Raw genomic sequence first — 15,843 nt, forward strand, 5'->3', positions numbered from 1 at the left:
CTCGGTAATTTAAGTTTGGCGCGGTTCGCGCGCCGCTTGCGACAATTTCACGGCGCTGTCCTGGGTGACGTCGGCGGGCGCCGGCAGGTTCGAAAGCGTGCGCAGCGCATTCGTATATCGATCGGACGACGACGCGGCCCGCCGGGTGCCGACCGTCGCAGCGTTTCCCTGACCCGGCAAACGCCAGGTCCGATGCAGCGCCGAACCCGGCGCACCAATGCCTGAAGACATGGTTCGTGCTCCCTTGGTGTCGAGATACACCGGAGTCTGCGCCCCCGTCCGCTCAGGCGTTGAACGAAGCATCTTATAGAATGGCGTCCAATCCTTATTTCAGAAAGGATCGGTAAGGTACGCCGATGTCCGGCGTCGGCATCGAAACCTATCGCCCCCCAGAAACAAAGATATTTAAGCGACGTTGACGGATGTAGCGAGAAATTATAGCCACCTTCTCGCACCACTCTCGGCGTCGCGGCATTGTCCGCATCGGCCGTTTTGGCCATGGGAGGCAACATGCGCCGTGCAATCTTCACACTGTGCAGCCGGCTGGCCCTCGCCGGGGCGCTGGGGGCCTGTCTGGCAGCGACACCGCTGGCCGCGCCGAACGGCTTGTCCGGTGGGGCCTCCGCGCCGCCTTCGCTCGCTGCCACGGCTTCCGCGTCGGGTGAACCGCGCAACTTCGGCCACGATCCCTTTCTCCACATTTCCACGGCGATCGCCGATTGTCCGGTACCGCTCGGCCCCGCCATGCGTGAATCCGACTGGCTCGCCGACGCGCATCACCGCATCGAGAAAGGCAACCACTGCTGGCTGGAGGGACGCTGCCGCCTGTCCAACAGCTACCGGTACGATGCGGAGATCGCCGACGCCGCGCAGCGCCGACTCTCCAGCATCGCCGCCGAGATCCCGTGGGCGGCGCAGACCTCGCTCTGGCTGACGTTCCAGCGGCGCATCATCGTCGTGCAAGGCTGCGTCGCGCCGGGCTTCGCGGTGGCGAAATTCCTCAAGGCACTGGGCGAAACGGCCGATGTGGAGGCCGTGGTCGACCAGCTCATCGTGCATCGCCCAGGCACGCCGCTAACGCGTCTGACCTACCCGACGCCCGCGCATCCCGAATTACCCGCCGGCGCCCGGACGCTTCCCTGAGGGCGGCGGCGCCGCGCGGCACGGCGCGTCGTACGGGCGTGCCGTGATCCACCGTCACACTTCAGTCACGCCCGTTCACAAAGTCACAACAACAAAAAACAGTTTGACCTCCCCTGTTTGATTAGGATCGCCAACACGTCCGCACCTTGCGGCAGCCTTGGCCCCTTCCTGATCGATGACGCTTTTCCCTCCGTTCCGTCTCACACGCCGCCGCAAGATCGGCGTGGCCGTATTCGTCCTGCTTTGCGGCGTTGCCTTCTGGCTTTGGCCGCGGCCGAAGCCGCCCGCATATCTGAGCGCCAAGGTCACCCGCGCCGATCTCGAAGACGCCGTGCTCGCCACGGGCGTGCTCCAGCCCATCAAGCAGGTGGAAGTGGGCTCGCAGGCGAACGGTCAGTTGCGCTCGCTCAAGGTGGTGCTCGGCGACCGCGTGACGAAAGGCCAGTTGCTGGCGGAAATCGATCCGACCTCCAGCGACAACGATCTGCGCGAGGCGACTGCCGGACTCACGACGCTCGCGGCCGACCGCCGCGCCAAGTCGTTGCGCCGCGCCCAGGCCGAGCGCGAGTTCGCGCGTCAACGCCAGCTCGCGCACGACGACGCCACTTCGCCGCGCGAACTGGAGAAAGCGCGCACGGAAAGCGACGCGCTCGCGGCCGAGGTCGAGTCGCTCGACTCGCAAATCCGTCAGCAGAACGTGAAGGTCGACAAGGCGCGCACGAACCTGTCGTACACGCGCATCACCGCGCCGATCAACGGCACGGTCACCGCCATCACCACGCAGGAAGGGCAGACGGTCACGGCGATCTACCAGATCCCGACCATCCTGAAGATCGCCGACCTGTCGCAAATGACGATCCGCGCGCAGGTCTCCGAAGCCGACGTCGTACGCATTCGCGAAGGTCAACGGGTGTACTTCACGATTCTCGGTGCGCCCGAGACTCGCTATGAGGGCAAGCTGCGCGTGATCCAGCCGTCCCCCGAGAAGATCAACAACGCCATCTTCTTCAACGCACTTTTCGATGTGCCGAACCCGGACGGCGTACTGCGTCCGGACATGACGGCACAGGTGTCCATCGTGCGTGCGCGCATCGAAAAGGCGCTCACGTTCCCATCGGTCGCGCTCGGCGAGAAGCGCGCCGACGGCCGCTATCGCGTGCGCGTGCTCGACGCGAAGGGCAACGCGCACGTGCGCTGGGTGAAGGTCGGACTCGACAACCGCCTCACGGCGCAGGCGCTCGACGGGTTGTCCGAGGGCGAGCACGTGGTAACGGCCGATCCGACCGACGCGCCGCCGCCGGGCGCCACCCCCGACTCGGGAGGCGTTCTGTGACGTCCGCTGGCGAACCGCTGCTGCGTCTCACAGGCATCTCGCGTACATTCGGCGAGGGCGTGGGCGCGGTCACGGTACTGCGCGACGTCGAGCTCGTGATTCGCCGCGGCGAGATGGTCGCGATCATGGGCCCGTCCGGTTCGGGCAAGTCGACGCTGATGAACGTGCTCGGCTGCCTCGACCGCCCCAGCACCGGCCGCTACGAGATCGACGGACAGGACGTGGCGTCGCTCACCGACGACGCCCTCGCCCGCCTGCGCCGCGAGTATTTCGGCTTCATCTTCCAGCGCTATCACTTGATGGGGCATCTCACGGCACAGGGCAATGTCGAAGTCCCCGCCGTGTATGCCGGCACGTCGAAGACCTCGCGGGCGACACGCTCGGCGGCACTGCTCGAGCGCCTGGGCCTGGGCAAGCATCTGTCGCACCGGCCCGCGCAGATGTCGGGCGGTCAGCAGCAACGCGTGAGTATTGCGCGTGCATTGATGAACGGCGGCGACATCATCCTCGCGGACGAACCGACGGGGGCGCTCGACAGTCGCAGCGGCCTCGAAGTCATGCAGATCCTGTGCGAGCTGCATGCGCGCGGGCACACGATCATTCTCGTCACGCACGATCCGGGCGTGGCGGCGTGGGCGCAGCGCGTCATCGAGATCGCCGATGGACGCGTCGTGCGCGATCGCATCAACGAAACGCCGCGCGCAAGTCCGCGCGCCGAGCAAGCGGTGGACGCTTCGCGCACCGCCAACGATGACGATCGACACCACGAGCCGGCCGACCGCGCGGGCGAAGACGACATCGTCCCGGCCCCCGCATCCGCGCCGGCCACGCCCCGCCAGCGCTGGCTGGCCGGTTGGCCAACCTTCTCCGAGAGCCTGGCGATGGCGTGGCATGCGCTCGCGTCGCATCGGCTGCGCACGGGACTCACGATGCTCGGCATCGTCATCGGCATCACCTCCGTCGTGTCGCTGTCGGCCATCGGCGAAGGCACGAAGCGGCGGGTCATCGACGACATCGGCAGCATCGCGCCGAACACGATCACGGTGCTGCGCGGCAAGGACTTCAACGACGACAAGGCGGCCGAGATCCGTACGCTGTTGCCGCGCGACGTCGCGTTGCTCGCCGCACAGCCGTACACCGACAGTGTCTCGCCGCAGATCGGCCCGCGCACGATACGCATGCGGTTCGGGCGTCTGGACACCGACGCGCAGGTGCATGGCGAAGGCGCCGATTTCCTGCGCGCGAACGGGCTCAAGCTCTCGCGCGGGCGCAGCTTCGACGCCAACGAGGTCGAGCGTCAGGCGCAGGTCGCCCTGATCGGCGAGAACGCGCTGCGCAAGCTCATGCCCCACGGCGGCGACCCCATCGGCCAGATCGTGCTCGCAGGATCGCTGCCGCTGCGCATCATCGGCGTGATCCGCGACAAGTCCTCGATGTTCGTGAGCCGCTCGCTCAACGTGTATGTGCCGTGGACCACGGTCGCGAGCCGCCTGTCGGGTCAGCAGCATCTCGAATCGATCACGGTGCGCGTGCTCGATGGCCATCCCCCGGCGGCCGCCGAGGCCGGGATCATCCGCGTGCTCACGCGCGCCCACGGACAGAAGGACTTCTTCACGTTCAACATGGACACGATCGTGCAGTCGATCTCGCGCACGAGTCAGATGCTCACGCTGCTGCTCTCCTTCGTGGCACTGATCTCGCTCGTCGTGGGCGGCATCGGCGTGATGAACATCATGCTCGTGTCCGTGACCGAGCGCACGCGCGAGATCGGTATCCGGCGTGCCATCGGGGCGCGTCGCCAGGACATTCTGCGGCAGTTTCTGATCGAGGCGGTGCTCGTGTGCCTGATGGGCGGCGCCGTCGGTGTGGCGCTGTCGTACGCCATCGGACGACTCGTCGCGATGTTCGTGCCGCAGATCGCCGTGGTGTTTTCCGTGAGCACGTTTGTCGCGGCCGTGATGTGCGCGAGCGTCATCGGCATGGCGAGCGGCTGGTGGCCGGCCCGCAGCGCCGCACGTCTCGATCCGGTCGACGCGCTGGCTCGCGAATGATTTGCCCCCAACCGTCCTGGGGCCCCCCTGTAGTTGACCTGGGACGGCTTTCCCACCCCGCGCGCGATTCGGTGTCGCGCGCGGGGGTCTTTTTGACAGATTTGATGATTCGTTCACCAGGATTGCTTCACGACCTGCGCATCGGGCGCGTTGCCGCGATGCTGCCGTCCTCCCTCGCATTGGCCGTTGCCGCACTGCTCGCCGGTTGCAGCCTCACGCGCACGAACTACGAGCGTCCGGCGCTCGACGTCCCCGCGCAATACCAGACAGCGCTCGACGGCAATCGGGCCGTTGCGGCGGCGTCCGATACGTCCCTCATGTCCCTCATGTCCCTCACGTCCCGCGCGACCGCCCCGGCGAACAGTGCGGACGGCGCGGACATCGATCCGTGGTGGCTCGCGTTTCGCGACCCGCAACTCGACACCCTCATTTCGCAGGCGCTGGCCGCCAACCCCGCCCTCGCCATCAAGGCTCTCCAAGCCGATCGCGACGCCCTGCAGGCGGGCCTCACCGGCGCCAACCGATGGCCGCAGCTCTCGGCGTCCGTCACCGGTTCGAAGTCGCGAGCGCTCGATGGCGGCAGCACCTACAACGGACAGACACACACGCCTTCCGGCACGACCGCCAGCATCACGTATGAGATCGACGTCTGGAACAAGTTGGCGGCACAGCGTGACGCCGCAACTTGGCAGGCTGCGGCGAGTGCGTGGGACCGTCGCGCTGCCGCGCTGTCCCTGTCGAGTCAGGTGGCGTCGCTGTACTGGCGCGTGGCGTATCTGAACGAGAACGTGCTCAGCGCACAGGAGGACCTGCGCGCCGCCGAGAGAACCGTGGGGCTTGCGGATGCAAAGCGGCGTGCGGGAGCAGTCTCGGCGCTCGACCCGGTGCAGGCCCGCCAGGATCGCGACGAGGTGGCGGGAGCGCTCGCCAACTGGGAGCGGCTGCGCGACACGGCGCGGCACTCGCTTGCCGTGGCGCTCGGATTGCCGCCGCAGACCCGCTTCGCCGAGAACGTGTCGTTGGCGCAGGCTTATTTGCCGGAGATCACGCCGGGATTGCCGGCGTCGCTGCTGGCACGACGCCCCGACCTGGCCGCCGCCGAGACACGGGTGCGCGCACGGCTCGCGGATGTGGACGCCGCACGGCTATCGTTCTATCCGACGTTCACGCTCACGGGTACCGCCGGCACCAGCAGCGACTCGCTCTCGCGTCTGCTCACCAACCCCGTCGGTACGCTCGCGGCGACGATCGCCCTGCCGTTCCTCCAGGTGCAGACCGCGCGCTTCACGACGGCCATCGCCCGCAACGATTACGAACAATCGGTGACGACGTTTCGCAACGTGCTGCTCACCGCGCTCAATGAAGTGGAAGATGCGTTGACGACACGCGGGGCCACGACGTCGCAATACACATCGCTCGCCAGCGCCGCCGCGCTCGCACAGCGCGCGGCCGAATTGTCGGGCGCACGCTACCGCGCGGGCGACATCGAACTGCAAACCTGGCTCGAGGCGCAACGGCTCGCGCGTCAGGCACGGCGCGACGCCGCGCAGTCGCGCCTCGATCAGATCGACGCCACGCTCACCCTTGTCAAGGCGCTGGGCGGGACGTTGGGCGACACGCCATGATCGTCGGCTACAGCGTGGCGAGCAGCGCGGCCACGTCAGGGTAAATCAACCGGTAGCCGAGTTCGCGCTTGAGTCGCGTGTTCTCGAGCCGTCGCGACTCCGACATGAACGACAGCAATGTCGGCTCCAGCACACGCGCGGCTTCCTCGCGCGAGACGCGCGGCGGGCGCGGTAGATGCAGCGCGTCCGCCACGCGGTCGAAATACTCCCCCATGCGCCACTGCGTGTCGTCGCTCGCGTGCACGACCCGCTGCGGCTTGCCTCGCCACATCGCCCGAATCAGGATCGCGGCGAGATCGTCGGCGTGAATATGGTTGGTGAAGACGTCGTCCTCGGCGCGCAGCGCGGGCGTACCGCGCTGCAGCCGCGCCACCGGCAGACGGTCCTCCGCATAAATACCCGGGATGCGAACGAGCGTGGCGCGCCACGTGGCCCGCGCCGGTTCGGGACGACGCCACGCCGCCCGGGCGCCCGTGCCCGCGGGCGCCTGTCGGCGCGATGGGCCGGCCGCCAGCCAGCGACGTGTCGTAGAGGCGTGGCGAGACGGGCGTCCCAACTGGCGCAACGTTCGCTCGGCATCGACACGGCGCTGCCCGCGCGGCGAGCGCGGCGCCGGCGTTCGAGTCTCGTCGATATGTGCGCCCCCGCAGTCGCCATAGACGCCGCTGGTGCTCGCGTATACCAGGATCCGGCGAGCCGCACCGGGCCGGCGCGGCAGGGCCTGACGTCCCCCCTCGGGTACAATCACGGGTTCAGGCGGTCGGCCGAGCGCCGCGCGCAAACGGCGCGTGCGCAGGTCCCGTGTACCGTTGCCGGCGACCCCGGCGGGCGGGGCGAGATGCAGCACGCGCGAGGCCAGCCGGCCGACGCGGCGCAGGCTCGCGGCGTCGTCGAGATTGGCGGTGACGGGGATGGCGCCGGCCGCGCGCAAGGCCGCATGCCTGGCATCGCTGGACGTCACGGCAAAGACCCGGAAGCGTTTGACGAGGGCAGGCAACGCACGCATGCCGACGTCGCCGCAGCCCACGACCAGCAGGCGCGGACGACCGAAGGATTTCGACGAATTTTTCATTTTTCGGATTGTAGTATGGCTTACAACGTTACCCTCGTGCCGAGCGGGCGCGAGTTCCAGGTCGAAGACGGCGAGGCCGTGCTTTCCGCCGCGTTGCGTCAGGGCATCGGTTTGCCTTACGGGTGCAAGAACGGCGGCTGCGGTTCGTGCAAGGCCAAGCTCGTCGAGGGCAGCGTCGAGCATGGCGCACATTCGAGTTCCGCGCTCACCAAGGACGAGGAAACGCGCGGCTTCGCGCTACTGTGCTGCGCGCACACCAAGGGCGATCTCGTGATCGAATCGCGCGAGGTCAAGGGCATCGGCGACATTCCGGTCAAACGTCTGCCCTGCCGCGTGAACGCGCTCGAGCGCCGCGCCGACGACGTCATCGTGATGCGACTGCAACTGCCCGCCAACGAGCGGTTCCAGTACCTCGCCGGTCAGTACATCGAGTTCATCCTGAAGGACGGTAAACGCCGCAGCTATTCGATGGCGAGCGCGCCGCACGAGGAGGGCTTCCTGGAACTGCATCTGCGGCACATGCCCGGCGGTGCATTCACGGATCACGTTTTCCTGAACATGAAGGAGCGCGAGATTCTGCGCTTCGAAGGTCCGCTGGGCACGTTCTTCCTGCGCGAGGATTCCGACAAGCCCATCGTGCTGCTCGCCTCGGGCACGGGCTTCGCGCCGATCAAGGCGATCGTCGAGCATGCGGTGCACAAGGGCTTGAACCGACCGATGACGCTGTACTGGGGCGCACGACAGCTCAAGGACATCTACATGCGCGAACTGGCCGAACAGTGGGCGCGGGAAATTCCTGGCTTCGCCTTCGTGCCGGTGCTCTCCGAAGCCGCGCCCGAGGACCGGTGGCAAGGCCGCACGGGCTTCGTCCACCGGGCCGTGGTGGAGGATCTGCCGGACCTGTCGGCCTACGAGGTGTACGCCTGCGGTGCGCCTGTGATGGTCGAGTCGGCCCGGCGCGACTTCACCGCGCATCACGGGCTGCCGGAAGACGCGTTCTTCGCCGACGCGTTCACCACCGAGGCCGACAACCCGGGCGGCGGCCACTGACGACCGGCCAGTCGCCGGGCGCCCCTGGGCGATCCGGACCATTGCAAAGATGCGCGCACGCCACAGTGCGCGCATACCCTTTGACAAGCGCCGCGTCACCCCCTTATGCTTGCCGACATGAACCTGATTGCCATCGCCTCGATCCGACGTCGCCGTACGCTGCCCCAACCGGGATGCCGCGCGGCACGCTATCGACTGCGATAACACGCAAGTTCTCAAGCACAGCGAAGCCACGGGCAACCCCGTGGCTTTTTTTATTCCTTCGTCTCGTTCACCTCAGTCCTTCGGAGACCGTCATGTCGCTTGCCAAATCGCCCGCCGTCGCGCCGTCCAACACTCCCGCCACGGCGCGCAACGCCAAGTTCGCCGAGTTCGCCACCCAGGCGTTGCTGCCGATCACTTCGCGTCCCGAGCTCGTATTCACGCACGGCAAAGGCGGGTGGCTGTACGACCATGAAGGCAAGCGATATCTCGACTTCATCCAGGGCTGGGCGGTGAACAGTCTCGGCCACTGCCATCCGGTGATGCGCGACGCGCTGGCCACGCAGGGCGCGCTGTTGCTCAATCCGAGCCCCGCGTACTACAACGGGCCGATGATCGAACTGGCCGACCTGCTCGCCACGCTCTCGGGCCTGGGCAAGGTTTTCTTCGCGAACAGCGGCGCCGAAGCCAACGAGAGCGCCATCAAACTCGCACGCAAGTGGGGGCAGTTGCACCCGAACGCGTCGGGCGGCGCGCGCTACGAGATCATCACGTTCAAGAACGCCTTCCACGGCCGGACGCTGGCAACGATGTCCGCGAGCGGGAAGCCGGGCTGGGATACGATCTTCGCGCCGCAGGTGCCGGGTTTCCCGAAAGCGGAGCTCAACGACATTGCATCGGTCGAGGCGCTCATCGGCCCGGACACGGTGGCCGTGATGCTCGAACCGATTCAGGGCGAGGCCGGTGTCGTGCCTGCGACGTCGGCGTTCCTCAAGGAACTGCGGGCGCTGACGCAGGCGCGCGGGCTGCTGCTGATCGTCGATGAAGTGCAGACCGGCTGCGGGCGCACCGGCACGCTCTTCTCGCATCAGCAGGCGGGCATCGTGCCGGACATCATGACGCTCGGCAAGGGCATTGGCGGCGGCGTGCCGCTGGCGGCCATGCTGTGCGGCGACGAGTTCGCCGTCTTCCAGCCCGGCGATCAGGGCGGCACGTACAACGGCAACCCGCTCATGTGCGCCGTGGGCCTCGCGGTCATGCGCACGGTGAGTTCGCCGGGCTTTCTCGAATTCGTGCGGGCGCAGGCCGACTATCTGAGCGCCGGGCTGCAGCATCTGTCGTCGCGTTACGGTGGCGAGGGCGAGCGCGGCGCGGGTCTGCTGCGCGCGCTGCTGCTTGGCCGCGACATCGGTCCGCAACTGGTCGAGGCGGCGCGCGACATGACACCGGACGGGTTGCTGCTCAATTCGGCGCGCCCGAACCTGTTGCGCTTCATGCCAGCGCTGAATGTGAGCCGCGAGGAAATCGACCAGATGCTGTCGATGCTCGACACGCTGCTCGCGAAGCACGTCTGAGACCTTCCGGGGCCTGCCTGTCCGGTGTACGCATCGGGCGGCGCGGCGTCCTGCCAATTTTTGAGGGACCCCGTCAATGAACGACATGAGTCACGCACACTCGACGCCGCCGGCGGACGCCATCGTCGAGATCTCGTCCGATTCGGCCCGGCTCGACATCGGTTTCATTCATCACGCCCTTTCCACACAGACGCATTGGGCGAAGGACATTCCGCGCGAGACGCTCATGCGCGCCATTTCGCACTCGCTGTGTTTCGGCGCTTATGCGACGGAAGTGGAAGGTGGCCCTGCGCGACAGGTGGGCTTCGCGCGTGTGATCACGGACCGCGCGACGTTCGCGTATCTGGCCGATGTGTTCGTCGATCCGTCGATGCGCGGTTTGGGCATCGGCAAGCGCCTGTGCGAGGACGTGCTGGCGCATCCGGCGTTGCAGGGGTTGCGGCGTTTCCTGCTGGCGACGACCGACGCGGCGGGGCTGTATGCGCGCTACGGTTTCGAGCCGCTCGGCCCCGTCAACAAGATGATGCAGATCCATCGGCCCGACGTGTACACCGGCACGCGGGAGGCGTCATGACGAGTGCGCCTGCCAACGTTCACATTCGCGCGTTCGACGACACGGATACCGAAGCGGTGATCGCGTTGTGGCGCGATGCGTTTCCGGAGTACAGCGCGCCGGACAAGCCACATCGCGAGCCGCGCCGTTCGATTGCCAACAAGGTGGCGATGCGCGATGGATTGTTCTTCGTTGCGGTTCGCGAGCGCAAGATTGCGGGCACGGTGATGGCCGGCTACGACGGACATCGCGGCTGGGTGTATTCGCTGGCGGTGACGCGTGCGCTGCGGCGTCGCGGCGTGGCGAGCGCCCTGCTCCAACATGCGGAAGCGGCGCTCGCGCAACGCGGATGCCTCAAGCTCAACCTGCAGGTCCTGACCGGCTCGCGCGAAGCCCTGGCGTTCTACAACGCCCACGGCTACGCCCCCGACGATGTCGTGAGCCTCGGCAAGCGACTGCCGGTCGCGGCGACGGGGAGCGGGCAAGCGCGCTCGTGAGCGAATCCCTTCGGGACTATTGCCGCCTGCTCGGCTCGCGAGCGGTGGGCGCCGCCATTCTCTGGATCGACTTCACGTTGATCTTCGAGACCCTGGCATTCCGCTGGGACGCCAATCCCATGTGGATCGGGTTTGCCATGACGCTGTATGGTCTTCCAGGCATCGTTGTCGGTCCTTGGCTGGGCTCGCTCGCCGACAGGCACTGTCCGTGGCGGCTGCTGCGCTGGAGCTACGCCGCAAGAGCGGTTGTCTCCGTCGGGCTTTGGCAGGCCCCCACGTTCGGCCTCTTTCTCGGGTGCATCGCCATGAAGGGATTGGTCAACGTCATGCCGGCCCCCGCCGAGCAGCAGCTGTTTCGCCGTCTTCTCGACGACAGCCGCCTGGCGGCGAATGCGGGTCGCGTCACGCTCATCGATCAGGCGACAAAACTCGTCGCGCCGCTCGTCACCGTCCTGACGGCTCGCGCGGGCATCCCGGGATTCTCGATATCGGCACTGCTCGGCGTTGCCGGGTTGCTGCTCACGACCGGCAAACGACTTCAGCCGGCCAATTCGCCGCAACATGGCGCGCGGGCTCGCCCGATCTGGAGAGTATTTTTTTCCATCCTGGGCGACAACGCCGTGTTGCGGCGCGTCTTCATCGTGACGCTCTGTCAGGCGTTCGTTCTCGGACTCTATGATGCTCAACTGGCCTTGCTTCTCAAGGCGCAGGGCTTTCCTGACGGCACCTTCGGCAGCATCGTCGGATGTACGGCGGCCGGCGCCATGATCGGCGCGTTTCTATTCCAACGAATACAACGACATATCAAGACGAGGCCGCTGCTCTGCGTCTCGTGCCTGCTGTTCGGCTTGACCATCCTGACGCCGGCGATCATGGCGTACGCTGCGGCGCCGATCCCCTTGCCGCTCATGCTCTCGCTCTGGGTTGGCAACGGCTTTGCCTATGGGCTCGGTGCGATGCTGACGATGGTGACGTTTCAACGCGAATGCCCTGTCGAATCGCTCGGGACCCTCACGTCGACCGGCCGGAGCCTCCAGATCACCCTGCTGATCCTGGCGCCGCTCGTTGGCGGCGCGCTTTCATCGGCGGCCAGTATCGAATTCGTCTTCCTGCTCGCCGGAACGTTCTCCATCGGCCTGGGCCTGCTTGCGATGCGCCCATTGAACGGCCTGCCTTCGCCCCGGTCTGGTACTCGTTAAGAAAACGAGGCTCGCTTCCAGGCAACAAAAAACCCCAAGGCGCGGACGTCCATCCGCGGCCTTGGGGTTCCAAGTCGATGCGGCGTCGACGAAAATCGACGCTCATCTCCTGCTCCACCTTATTCCACCTTACTCTCCCAGATACGCGGCGCGCACCTTCGGATCGTCGAGCATGGTTTTGGCGTCGCCGGTCATCGTGACGAGACCACTGTCCATCACGTAGCCGCGGTGCGCGGCCTGCAGCGCCAGACGTGCGTTCTGCTCCACGAGCAGCACCGTCACGCCCTCGGCCGACACCGTGCGCACCACTTCGAAGATCTTCTCGACCATGATCGGCGAGAGTCCCATCGACGGCTCGTCGAGCAGCAACAGCTTCGGCTGGCTCATGAGCGCACGCGCCATTGCCAGCATCTGCTGCTCACCGCCCGAGAGCGTGCCCGCGAGCTGGTCCTTGCGCTCCTTCAGACGCGGAAAGATGCCGAACATCCGGTCGACGTCCTGCTTGATGCCCGCGTTGTCGTTGCGCAGATACGCGCCCATCTGCATGTTCTCGAGGATGGTCATGCGCGTGAAGATGCCACGACCTTCCGGCACCATCGCCAGCCCCTGCTTGAGCAGATCGAACGCCTTCACGCCACGAATCGACTTGCCCAGATACTCGATGTCGCCGTCGGCCCACGGCAACAGCCCCGTGATCGCCTTCATCGTGGTCGTCTTGCCCGCCCCGTTCGCGCCGATGAGCGTGACCAGCTCGCCCGGCTGAATGTTCAGGTCGATGCCCTTGACCGCCTTGATACCGCCATAAGCGACTTTCAGGCCCTTGATCGTCAACATTGCGCTCATCAATGGCCTCCCGCACCGAGATACGCTTCAATCACCGCGGGATTGCGTTGCACATCCTGCGGCAAACCTTCGGCAATCACCTTGCCATAATCGAGCACCGTCATGCGGTTGCACAAGCCCATCACCAGCTTCACGTCATGCTCGATGAGCAGGATCGTCTTGCCGTCGCTACGGATCTTGTCGAGCAGACCGCGCAGCTCCACCTTCTCGGTCGCGTTCATGCCGGCAGCCGGCTCGTCGAGCGCGAGCAGCTTCGGATCGGTCGCCAACGCACGCGCGATCTCGAGACGACGCTGGTGGCCGTACGAGAGGTTCGCCGCCGTGTAATTGGCGTACTTCGCCACGCCCACATACTCGAGCAACTCCATCGCACGATCGCGAATGGCACGCTCCTCGGCCTTCGCGCCCGGGTAGCGGACGATCGCGCCGATCACGCCCATCTTCGTGCGCACGTGGCGTCCGACCATCACGTTCTCGATCACGGTCATGCCGCCGAACAGGCGAATGTTCTGGAACGTGCGCGCAATGCCGGCCCTCGCCACTTCATGCACGGCCGTCGGTTTGTACGACTCGCCCGCCAGACGGAATTCGCCCGAATCCGGCGTGTAGAGACCGGTGATCACGTTGAAGAACGTGGTCTTGCCCGCACCGTTGGGGCCGATCAGGCCATAGATCTGCCCCGGCTTGATCTCCAGCCCCACATCGGTGAGGGCCTGCAGACCGCCGAAGCGCTTGTTCACGCCCTTGACGGACAGAAGAATTTGTTCGCTCATCTTGAATTCGTCTCCCTCGGCTTACAGAGTCCGCTCTTCCGGACGCGGCGACGGCCACAGGCCGGCCGGACGGTACAGCATGATCAGGATCATGGCCAGACCGTACAGCAACTGCCGGATCACTTCGGGATCGACGATGACGCTGCCGAACATCTTCATCTGCAACGGGCCCATGGTCGAGCGCAGAATCTCGGGGAACGCCGAGAGCAGCACACCGCCCAGAATCACGCCCGGAATGTGGCCCATGCCGCCGAGCACCACCATCGAGAGCACGACGATCGACTCCCAGAAGGTGAACGACTCGGGCGAGACGAAGCCCTGGAACGCCGAGAACATGCCACCGGCCACGCCGCCGAACGACGCCCCCATGGCGAACGCGAGCAATTTGATGTTGCGCGTGTTGATCCCCATCGCCTTGGCGGCGATCTCGTCTTCACGGATGGCGACCCAGGCGCGTCCGATGCGCGAGTGCTGCAAGCGCACGCAGATGAACGCAATGAGCAACGCCAGGAACACGAACAGGTAGTAGTACATGTACACCGAGCTCACCTGGAACCCGAAGAAGTTGTGCGCCTTCGAGAAATCGAAGCCGAACAGCGACGCGGGCTCGATGCCGGTGATCCCCTTCGGGCCGTTGGTGATGTTCACCGGCCGGTCGAGGTTGTTCATGAAGATGCGGATGATCTCGCCGAAACCCAGCGTCACGATGGCCAGGTAGTCGCCGCGCAGGCGCAGCGTGGGTGCACCGAGCAGAATGCCGAACACCGCCGCGACCGCCGCGCCGATGGGGATCGTGAACCATACCGGTACGTGCAGGCCGGCGGGGAACAGATGCGCGATCCACTCGAATTGCGTGGTCAGGTGAGGCGAACTCAAAAACGCGGTGACATACGCGCCCACGGCATAGAACGCGATGTAGCCCAGGTCGAGCAGGCCGGCAAAGCCCACGACGATGTTCAGGCCCAGCGCGAGCATGATGTATAGCAGCGCGAAGTCGAGCACGCGCACCCAGTAGTTGCCGCCGGCATAGCCGACGAGCATGGGCGCGAAGATCGCCGCGAGCAGGAACAGCGCCAGACCGCGATAGGCGCGGCGCGTGGCCGCCGCGGCGGAAATCTGCGTGGCCGGACCGGAGGAGGTTTGCACGGGTTGATTCATGATGTGTTTCCTCCCCGCTCAGGCACGATCGGCCACGCGTTCGCCAAGCAGACCGCTCGGACGGAACACCAGCACGACGATCAGGACGATGAACGCAAAAACGTCCTGGTAGTTACTTCCGAATACCCCACCGGTGAGATCGCCGATGTAGCCGGCACCGAGCGCTTCGATCAGGCCGAGCAGCACGCCGCCGACCATCGCGCCTTGCAGGTTGCCGATGCCGCCGAGCACGGCGGCCGTGAAGGCCTTCATGCCAGGGATGAACCCCATGTAGAAGTGGGCGTTGCCGTAGTTCGAGGCCATCATCACGCCCGCGAGCGCCGCCAGGGCGCCGCCCAGCGCGAAGGTCGCGGAAATCACGAAGTTGGGATTCACGCCCATGAGGCCCGCCACGTTGCGGTTTTCCGCCGTCGCCCGCATGGCGCGCCCGAGCTTGGTACGGTTCACGAGCTGCGTCAGACCGAACATCACCAGGAATGCGACCACGACGATCACGATACCGGTGCCGTTGGTCACCGCCCCCGGATGCTCGCCGCGTTGCGGAATGATCGTGAGCGCATCGGTCGGCAGCAGTTGCGGGAACGAGAGCGGGTTGCGCGACCAGATCAGCATGGCGATGGTCTGCAGCAGCAGCGACACGCCAATGGCGGTGATCAGCGGCGCGAGACGCGGTGCGTTGCGCAGCGGCCGATAGGCCACGCGCTCGATCACGACGTTGGCCAGGGCACACACGGGCATGCACACGAGCGTGGCAATGGCCAGCATGAGCGCCGGGTTCATGTCCGGCGCGACCTTCAACAACAGGTTGATGGTGGACAGCGCGACCATGGCGCCGATCATCATCACGTCGGCGTGGGCAAAGTTGATGATGCCCAGAATGCCGTAGACCATCGTATAGCCCAGTGCAATGATCGCGTAGACGCTGCCAAGCACGAGGCCGTTCAAGATTTGTTGGATAAAAATATCCATGAAACTAACTCCTTGTCCCGA

Annotated in this window: 15 protein-coding genes; 9 read left to right on the top strand and 6 right to left on the bottom strand. The window is 66.0% G+C overall.

The annotated features are described in order from the left end of the window. Positions 1-9: 9 nt before the first annotated feature. Positions 10-231 carry a hypothetical protein gene (locus RO07_RS19800; RefSeq protein ID WP_039405098.1) on the bottom strand — a complete coding sequence of 74 codons (222 nt, stop codon included), beginning with the start codon at positions 229-231 and terminating at the stop codon, positions 10-12. 279 nt (positions 232-510) lie between these two features. On the opposite strand from RO07_RS19800, the gene RO07_RS19805 reads away from it, so the two are divergent. The 4 genes from RO07_RS19805 to RO07_RS19820 all read left to right on the top strand — a co-directional run bounded on the left by RO07_RS19805 (position 511) and on the right by RO07_RS19820 (position 6,152). Beyond that, positions 511-1,143 (top strand): hypothetical protein, encoded by a 633-nt coding sequence (locus RO07_RS19805; protein ID WP_147284606.1) that lies wholly within the window; start codon positions 511-513, stop codon positions 1,141-1,143. 175 nt (positions 1,144-1,318) lie between these two features. Beyond that, the gene (gene macA / locus RO07_RS19810; protein ID WP_039405100.1) at positions 1,319-2,476 is read left to right on the top strand and encodes a macrolide transporter subunit MacA; all 1,158 of its coding nucleotides are present in this window, start codon (positions 1,319-1,321) and stop codon (positions 2,474-2,476) included. Beyond that, positions 2,473-4,527, top strand: a complete 2,055-nt coding sequence (locus RO07_RS19815; RefSeq protein ID WP_039405102.1) for a MacB family efflux pump subunit — start codon at positions 2,473-2,475, stop codon at positions 4,525-4,527. The genes macA and RO07_RS19815 overlap by 4 nt, the downstream gene beginning before the upstream one ends. 104 nt (positions 4,528-4,631) lie before the next feature. After that, complete coding sequence (locus RO07_RS19820) at positions 4,632-6,152, top strand: efflux transporter outer membrane subunit (RefSeq protein ID WP_160118098.1); 1,521 nt, start codon at positions 4,632-4,634, stop codon at positions 6,150-6,152. A gap of 7 nt (positions 6,153-6,159) precedes the next feature. Here the strand turns inward: RO07_RS19820 and RO07_RS19825 are convergent, their stop codons facing one another. Beyond that, the gene (locus tag RO07_RS19825; protein WP_052266745.1) at positions 6,160-7,224 is read right to left on the bottom strand and encodes a Rossmann-fold NAD(P)-binding domain-containing protein; all 1,065 of its coding nucleotides are present in this window, start codon (positions 7,222-7,224) and stop codon (positions 6,160-6,162) included. Positions 7,225-7,239: 15 nt separating this feature from the next. Between RO07_RS19825 and RO07_RS19830 the strand changes: the two genes are divergently transcribed. The 5 genes from RO07_RS19830 (at position 7,240) to RO07_RS19850 (ending at position 12,079) form a co-directional block, all read left to right on the top strand. After that, the gene (locus RO07_RS19830; RefSeq protein WP_039405106.1) at positions 7,240-8,274 is read left to right on the top strand and encodes a CDP-6-deoxy-delta-3,4-glucoseen reductase; all 1,035 of its coding nucleotides are present in this window, start codon (positions 7,240-7,242) and stop codon (positions 8,272-8,274) included. 296 nt (positions 8,275-8,570) lie between these two features. Beyond that, positions 8,571-9,830 (top strand): acetylornithine transaminase, encoded by a 1,260-nt coding sequence (locus RO07_RS19835; RefSeq protein WP_072637106.1) that lies wholly within the window; start codon positions 8,571-8,573, stop codon positions 9,828-9,830. Between the two features lie 76 nt (positions 9,831-9,906). Then, positions 9,907-10,404 carry a GNAT family N-acetyltransferase gene (locus RO07_RS19840; protein ID WP_084072721.1) on the top strand — a complete coding sequence of 166 codons (498 nt, stop codon included), beginning with the start codon at positions 9,907-9,909 and terminating at the stop codon, positions 10,402-10,404. Next, positions 10,401-10,880 carry a GNAT family acetyltransferase gene (locus RO07_RS19845; RefSeq protein ID WP_039405107.1) on the top strand — a complete coding sequence of 160 codons (480 nt, stop codon included), beginning with the start codon at positions 10,401-10,403 and terminating at the stop codon, positions 10,878-10,880. The genes RO07_RS19840 and RO07_RS19845 overlap by 4 nt, the downstream gene beginning before the upstream one ends. Continuing rightward, positions 10,877-12,079: an MFS transporter gene (locus RO07_RS19850; RefSeq protein WP_052266746.1), complete on the top strand. Its 1,203-nt coding sequence runs from the start codon at positions 10,877-10,879 to the stop codon at positions 12,077-12,079. Before RO07_RS19845 ends, RO07_RS19850 begins: the two co-directional genes overlap by 4 nt. A gap of 129 nt (positions 12,080-12,208) precedes the next feature. On the opposite strand, the gene RO07_RS19855 is transcribed toward RO07_RS19850, so the two are convergent. Genes RO07_RS19855 through RO07_RS19870 form a run of 4 tightly spaced genes read right to left on the bottom strand, consistent with a single transcriptional unit; the run spans position 12,209 to position 15,822 of the window. Then, on the bottom strand, positions 12,209-12,922 hold the full coding sequence (locus RO07_RS19855; RefSeq protein ID WP_039405109.1) for an ABC transporter ATP-binding protein: 714 nt from the start codon (positions 12,920-12,922) through the stop codon (positions 12,209-12,211). Next, entirely contained in the window at positions 12,922-13,695 is a 774-nt protein-coding gene (locus RO07_RS19860; RefSeq protein ID WP_039405111.1) for an ABC transporter ATP-binding protein, read from the bottom strand. The genes RO07_RS19855 and RO07_RS19860 overlap by 1 nt, the downstream gene beginning before the upstream one ends. Positions 13,696-13,716: 21 nt before the next feature. Further along, on the bottom strand, positions 13,717-14,853 hold the full coding sequence (locus RO07_RS19865; protein WP_237171305.1) for an ABC transporter permease subunit: 1,137 nt from the start codon (positions 14,851-14,853) through the stop codon (positions 13,717-13,719). A gap of 18 nt (positions 14,854-14,871) precedes the next feature. Next, a complete protein-coding gene (locus tag RO07_RS19870; RefSeq protein WP_039405113.1) occupies positions 14,872-15,822 on the bottom strand; it encodes a branched-chain amino acid ABC transporter permease in 951 nt (316 codons plus the stop codon). Positions 15,823-15,843: the final 21 nt, after the last annotated feature.

The sequence above is a fragment of the Pandoraea pulmonicola genome, assembly GCF_000815105.2.
GTDB lineage: Bacteria > Pseudomonadota > Gammaproteobacteria > Burkholderiales > Burkholderiaceae > Pandoraea > Pandoraea pulmonicola.

Coding starts and splice junctions, on each gene's coding strand:
- RO07_RS19870 (WP_039405113.1), bottom strand. CDS start 15,822: ATGGATATTTTTATCCAACAAATCTTGAACGGCCTCGTGCTTGGCAGC.
- RO07_RS19800 (WP_039405098.1), bottom strand. CDS start 231: ATGTCTTCAGGCATTGGTGCGCCGGGTTCGGCGCTGCATCGGACCTGG.
- RO07_RS19845 (WP_039405107.1), top strand. CDS start 10,401: ATGACGAGTGCGCCTGCCAACGTTCACATTCGCGCGTTCGACGACACG.
- RO07_RS19865 (WP_237171305.1), bottom strand. CDS start 14,853: ATGAATCAACCCGTGCAAACCTCCTCCGGTCCGGCCACGCAGATTTCC.
- RO07_RS19840 (WP_084072721.1), top strand. CDS start 9,907: ATGAACGACATGAGTCACGCACACTCGACGCCGCCGGCGGACGCCATC.
- RO07_RS19820 (WP_160118098.1), top strand. CDS start 4,632: ATGATTCGTTCACCAGGATTGCTTCACGACCTGCGCATCGGGCGCGTT.
- RO07_RS19830 (WP_039405106.1), top strand. CDS start 7,240: ATGGCTTACAACGTTACCCTCGTGCCGAGCGGGCGCGAGTTCCAGGTC.
- RO07_RS19835 (WP_072637106.1), top strand. CDS start 8,571: ATGTCGCTTGCCAAATCGCCCGCCGTCGCGCCGTCCAACACTCCCGCC.
- RO07_RS19855 (WP_039405109.1), bottom strand. CDS start 12,922: ATGAGCGCAATGTTGACGATCAAGGGCCTGAAAGTCGCTTATGGCGGT.
- RO07_RS19825 (WP_052266745.1), bottom strand. CDS start 7,224: ATGAAAAATTCGTCGAAATCCTTCGGTCGTCCGCGCCTGCTGGTCGTG.
- RO07_RS19860 (WP_039405111.1), bottom strand. CDS start 13,695: ATGAGCGAACAAATTCTTCTGTCCGTCAAGGGCGTGAACAAGCGCTTC.
- macA (WP_039405100.1), top strand. CDS start 1,319: ATGACGCTTTTCCCTCCGTTCCGTCTCACACGCCGCCGCAAGATCGGC.
- RO07_RS19805 (WP_147284606.1), top strand. CDS start 511: ATGCGCCGTGCAATCTTCACACTGTGCAGCCGGCTGGCCCTCGCCGGG.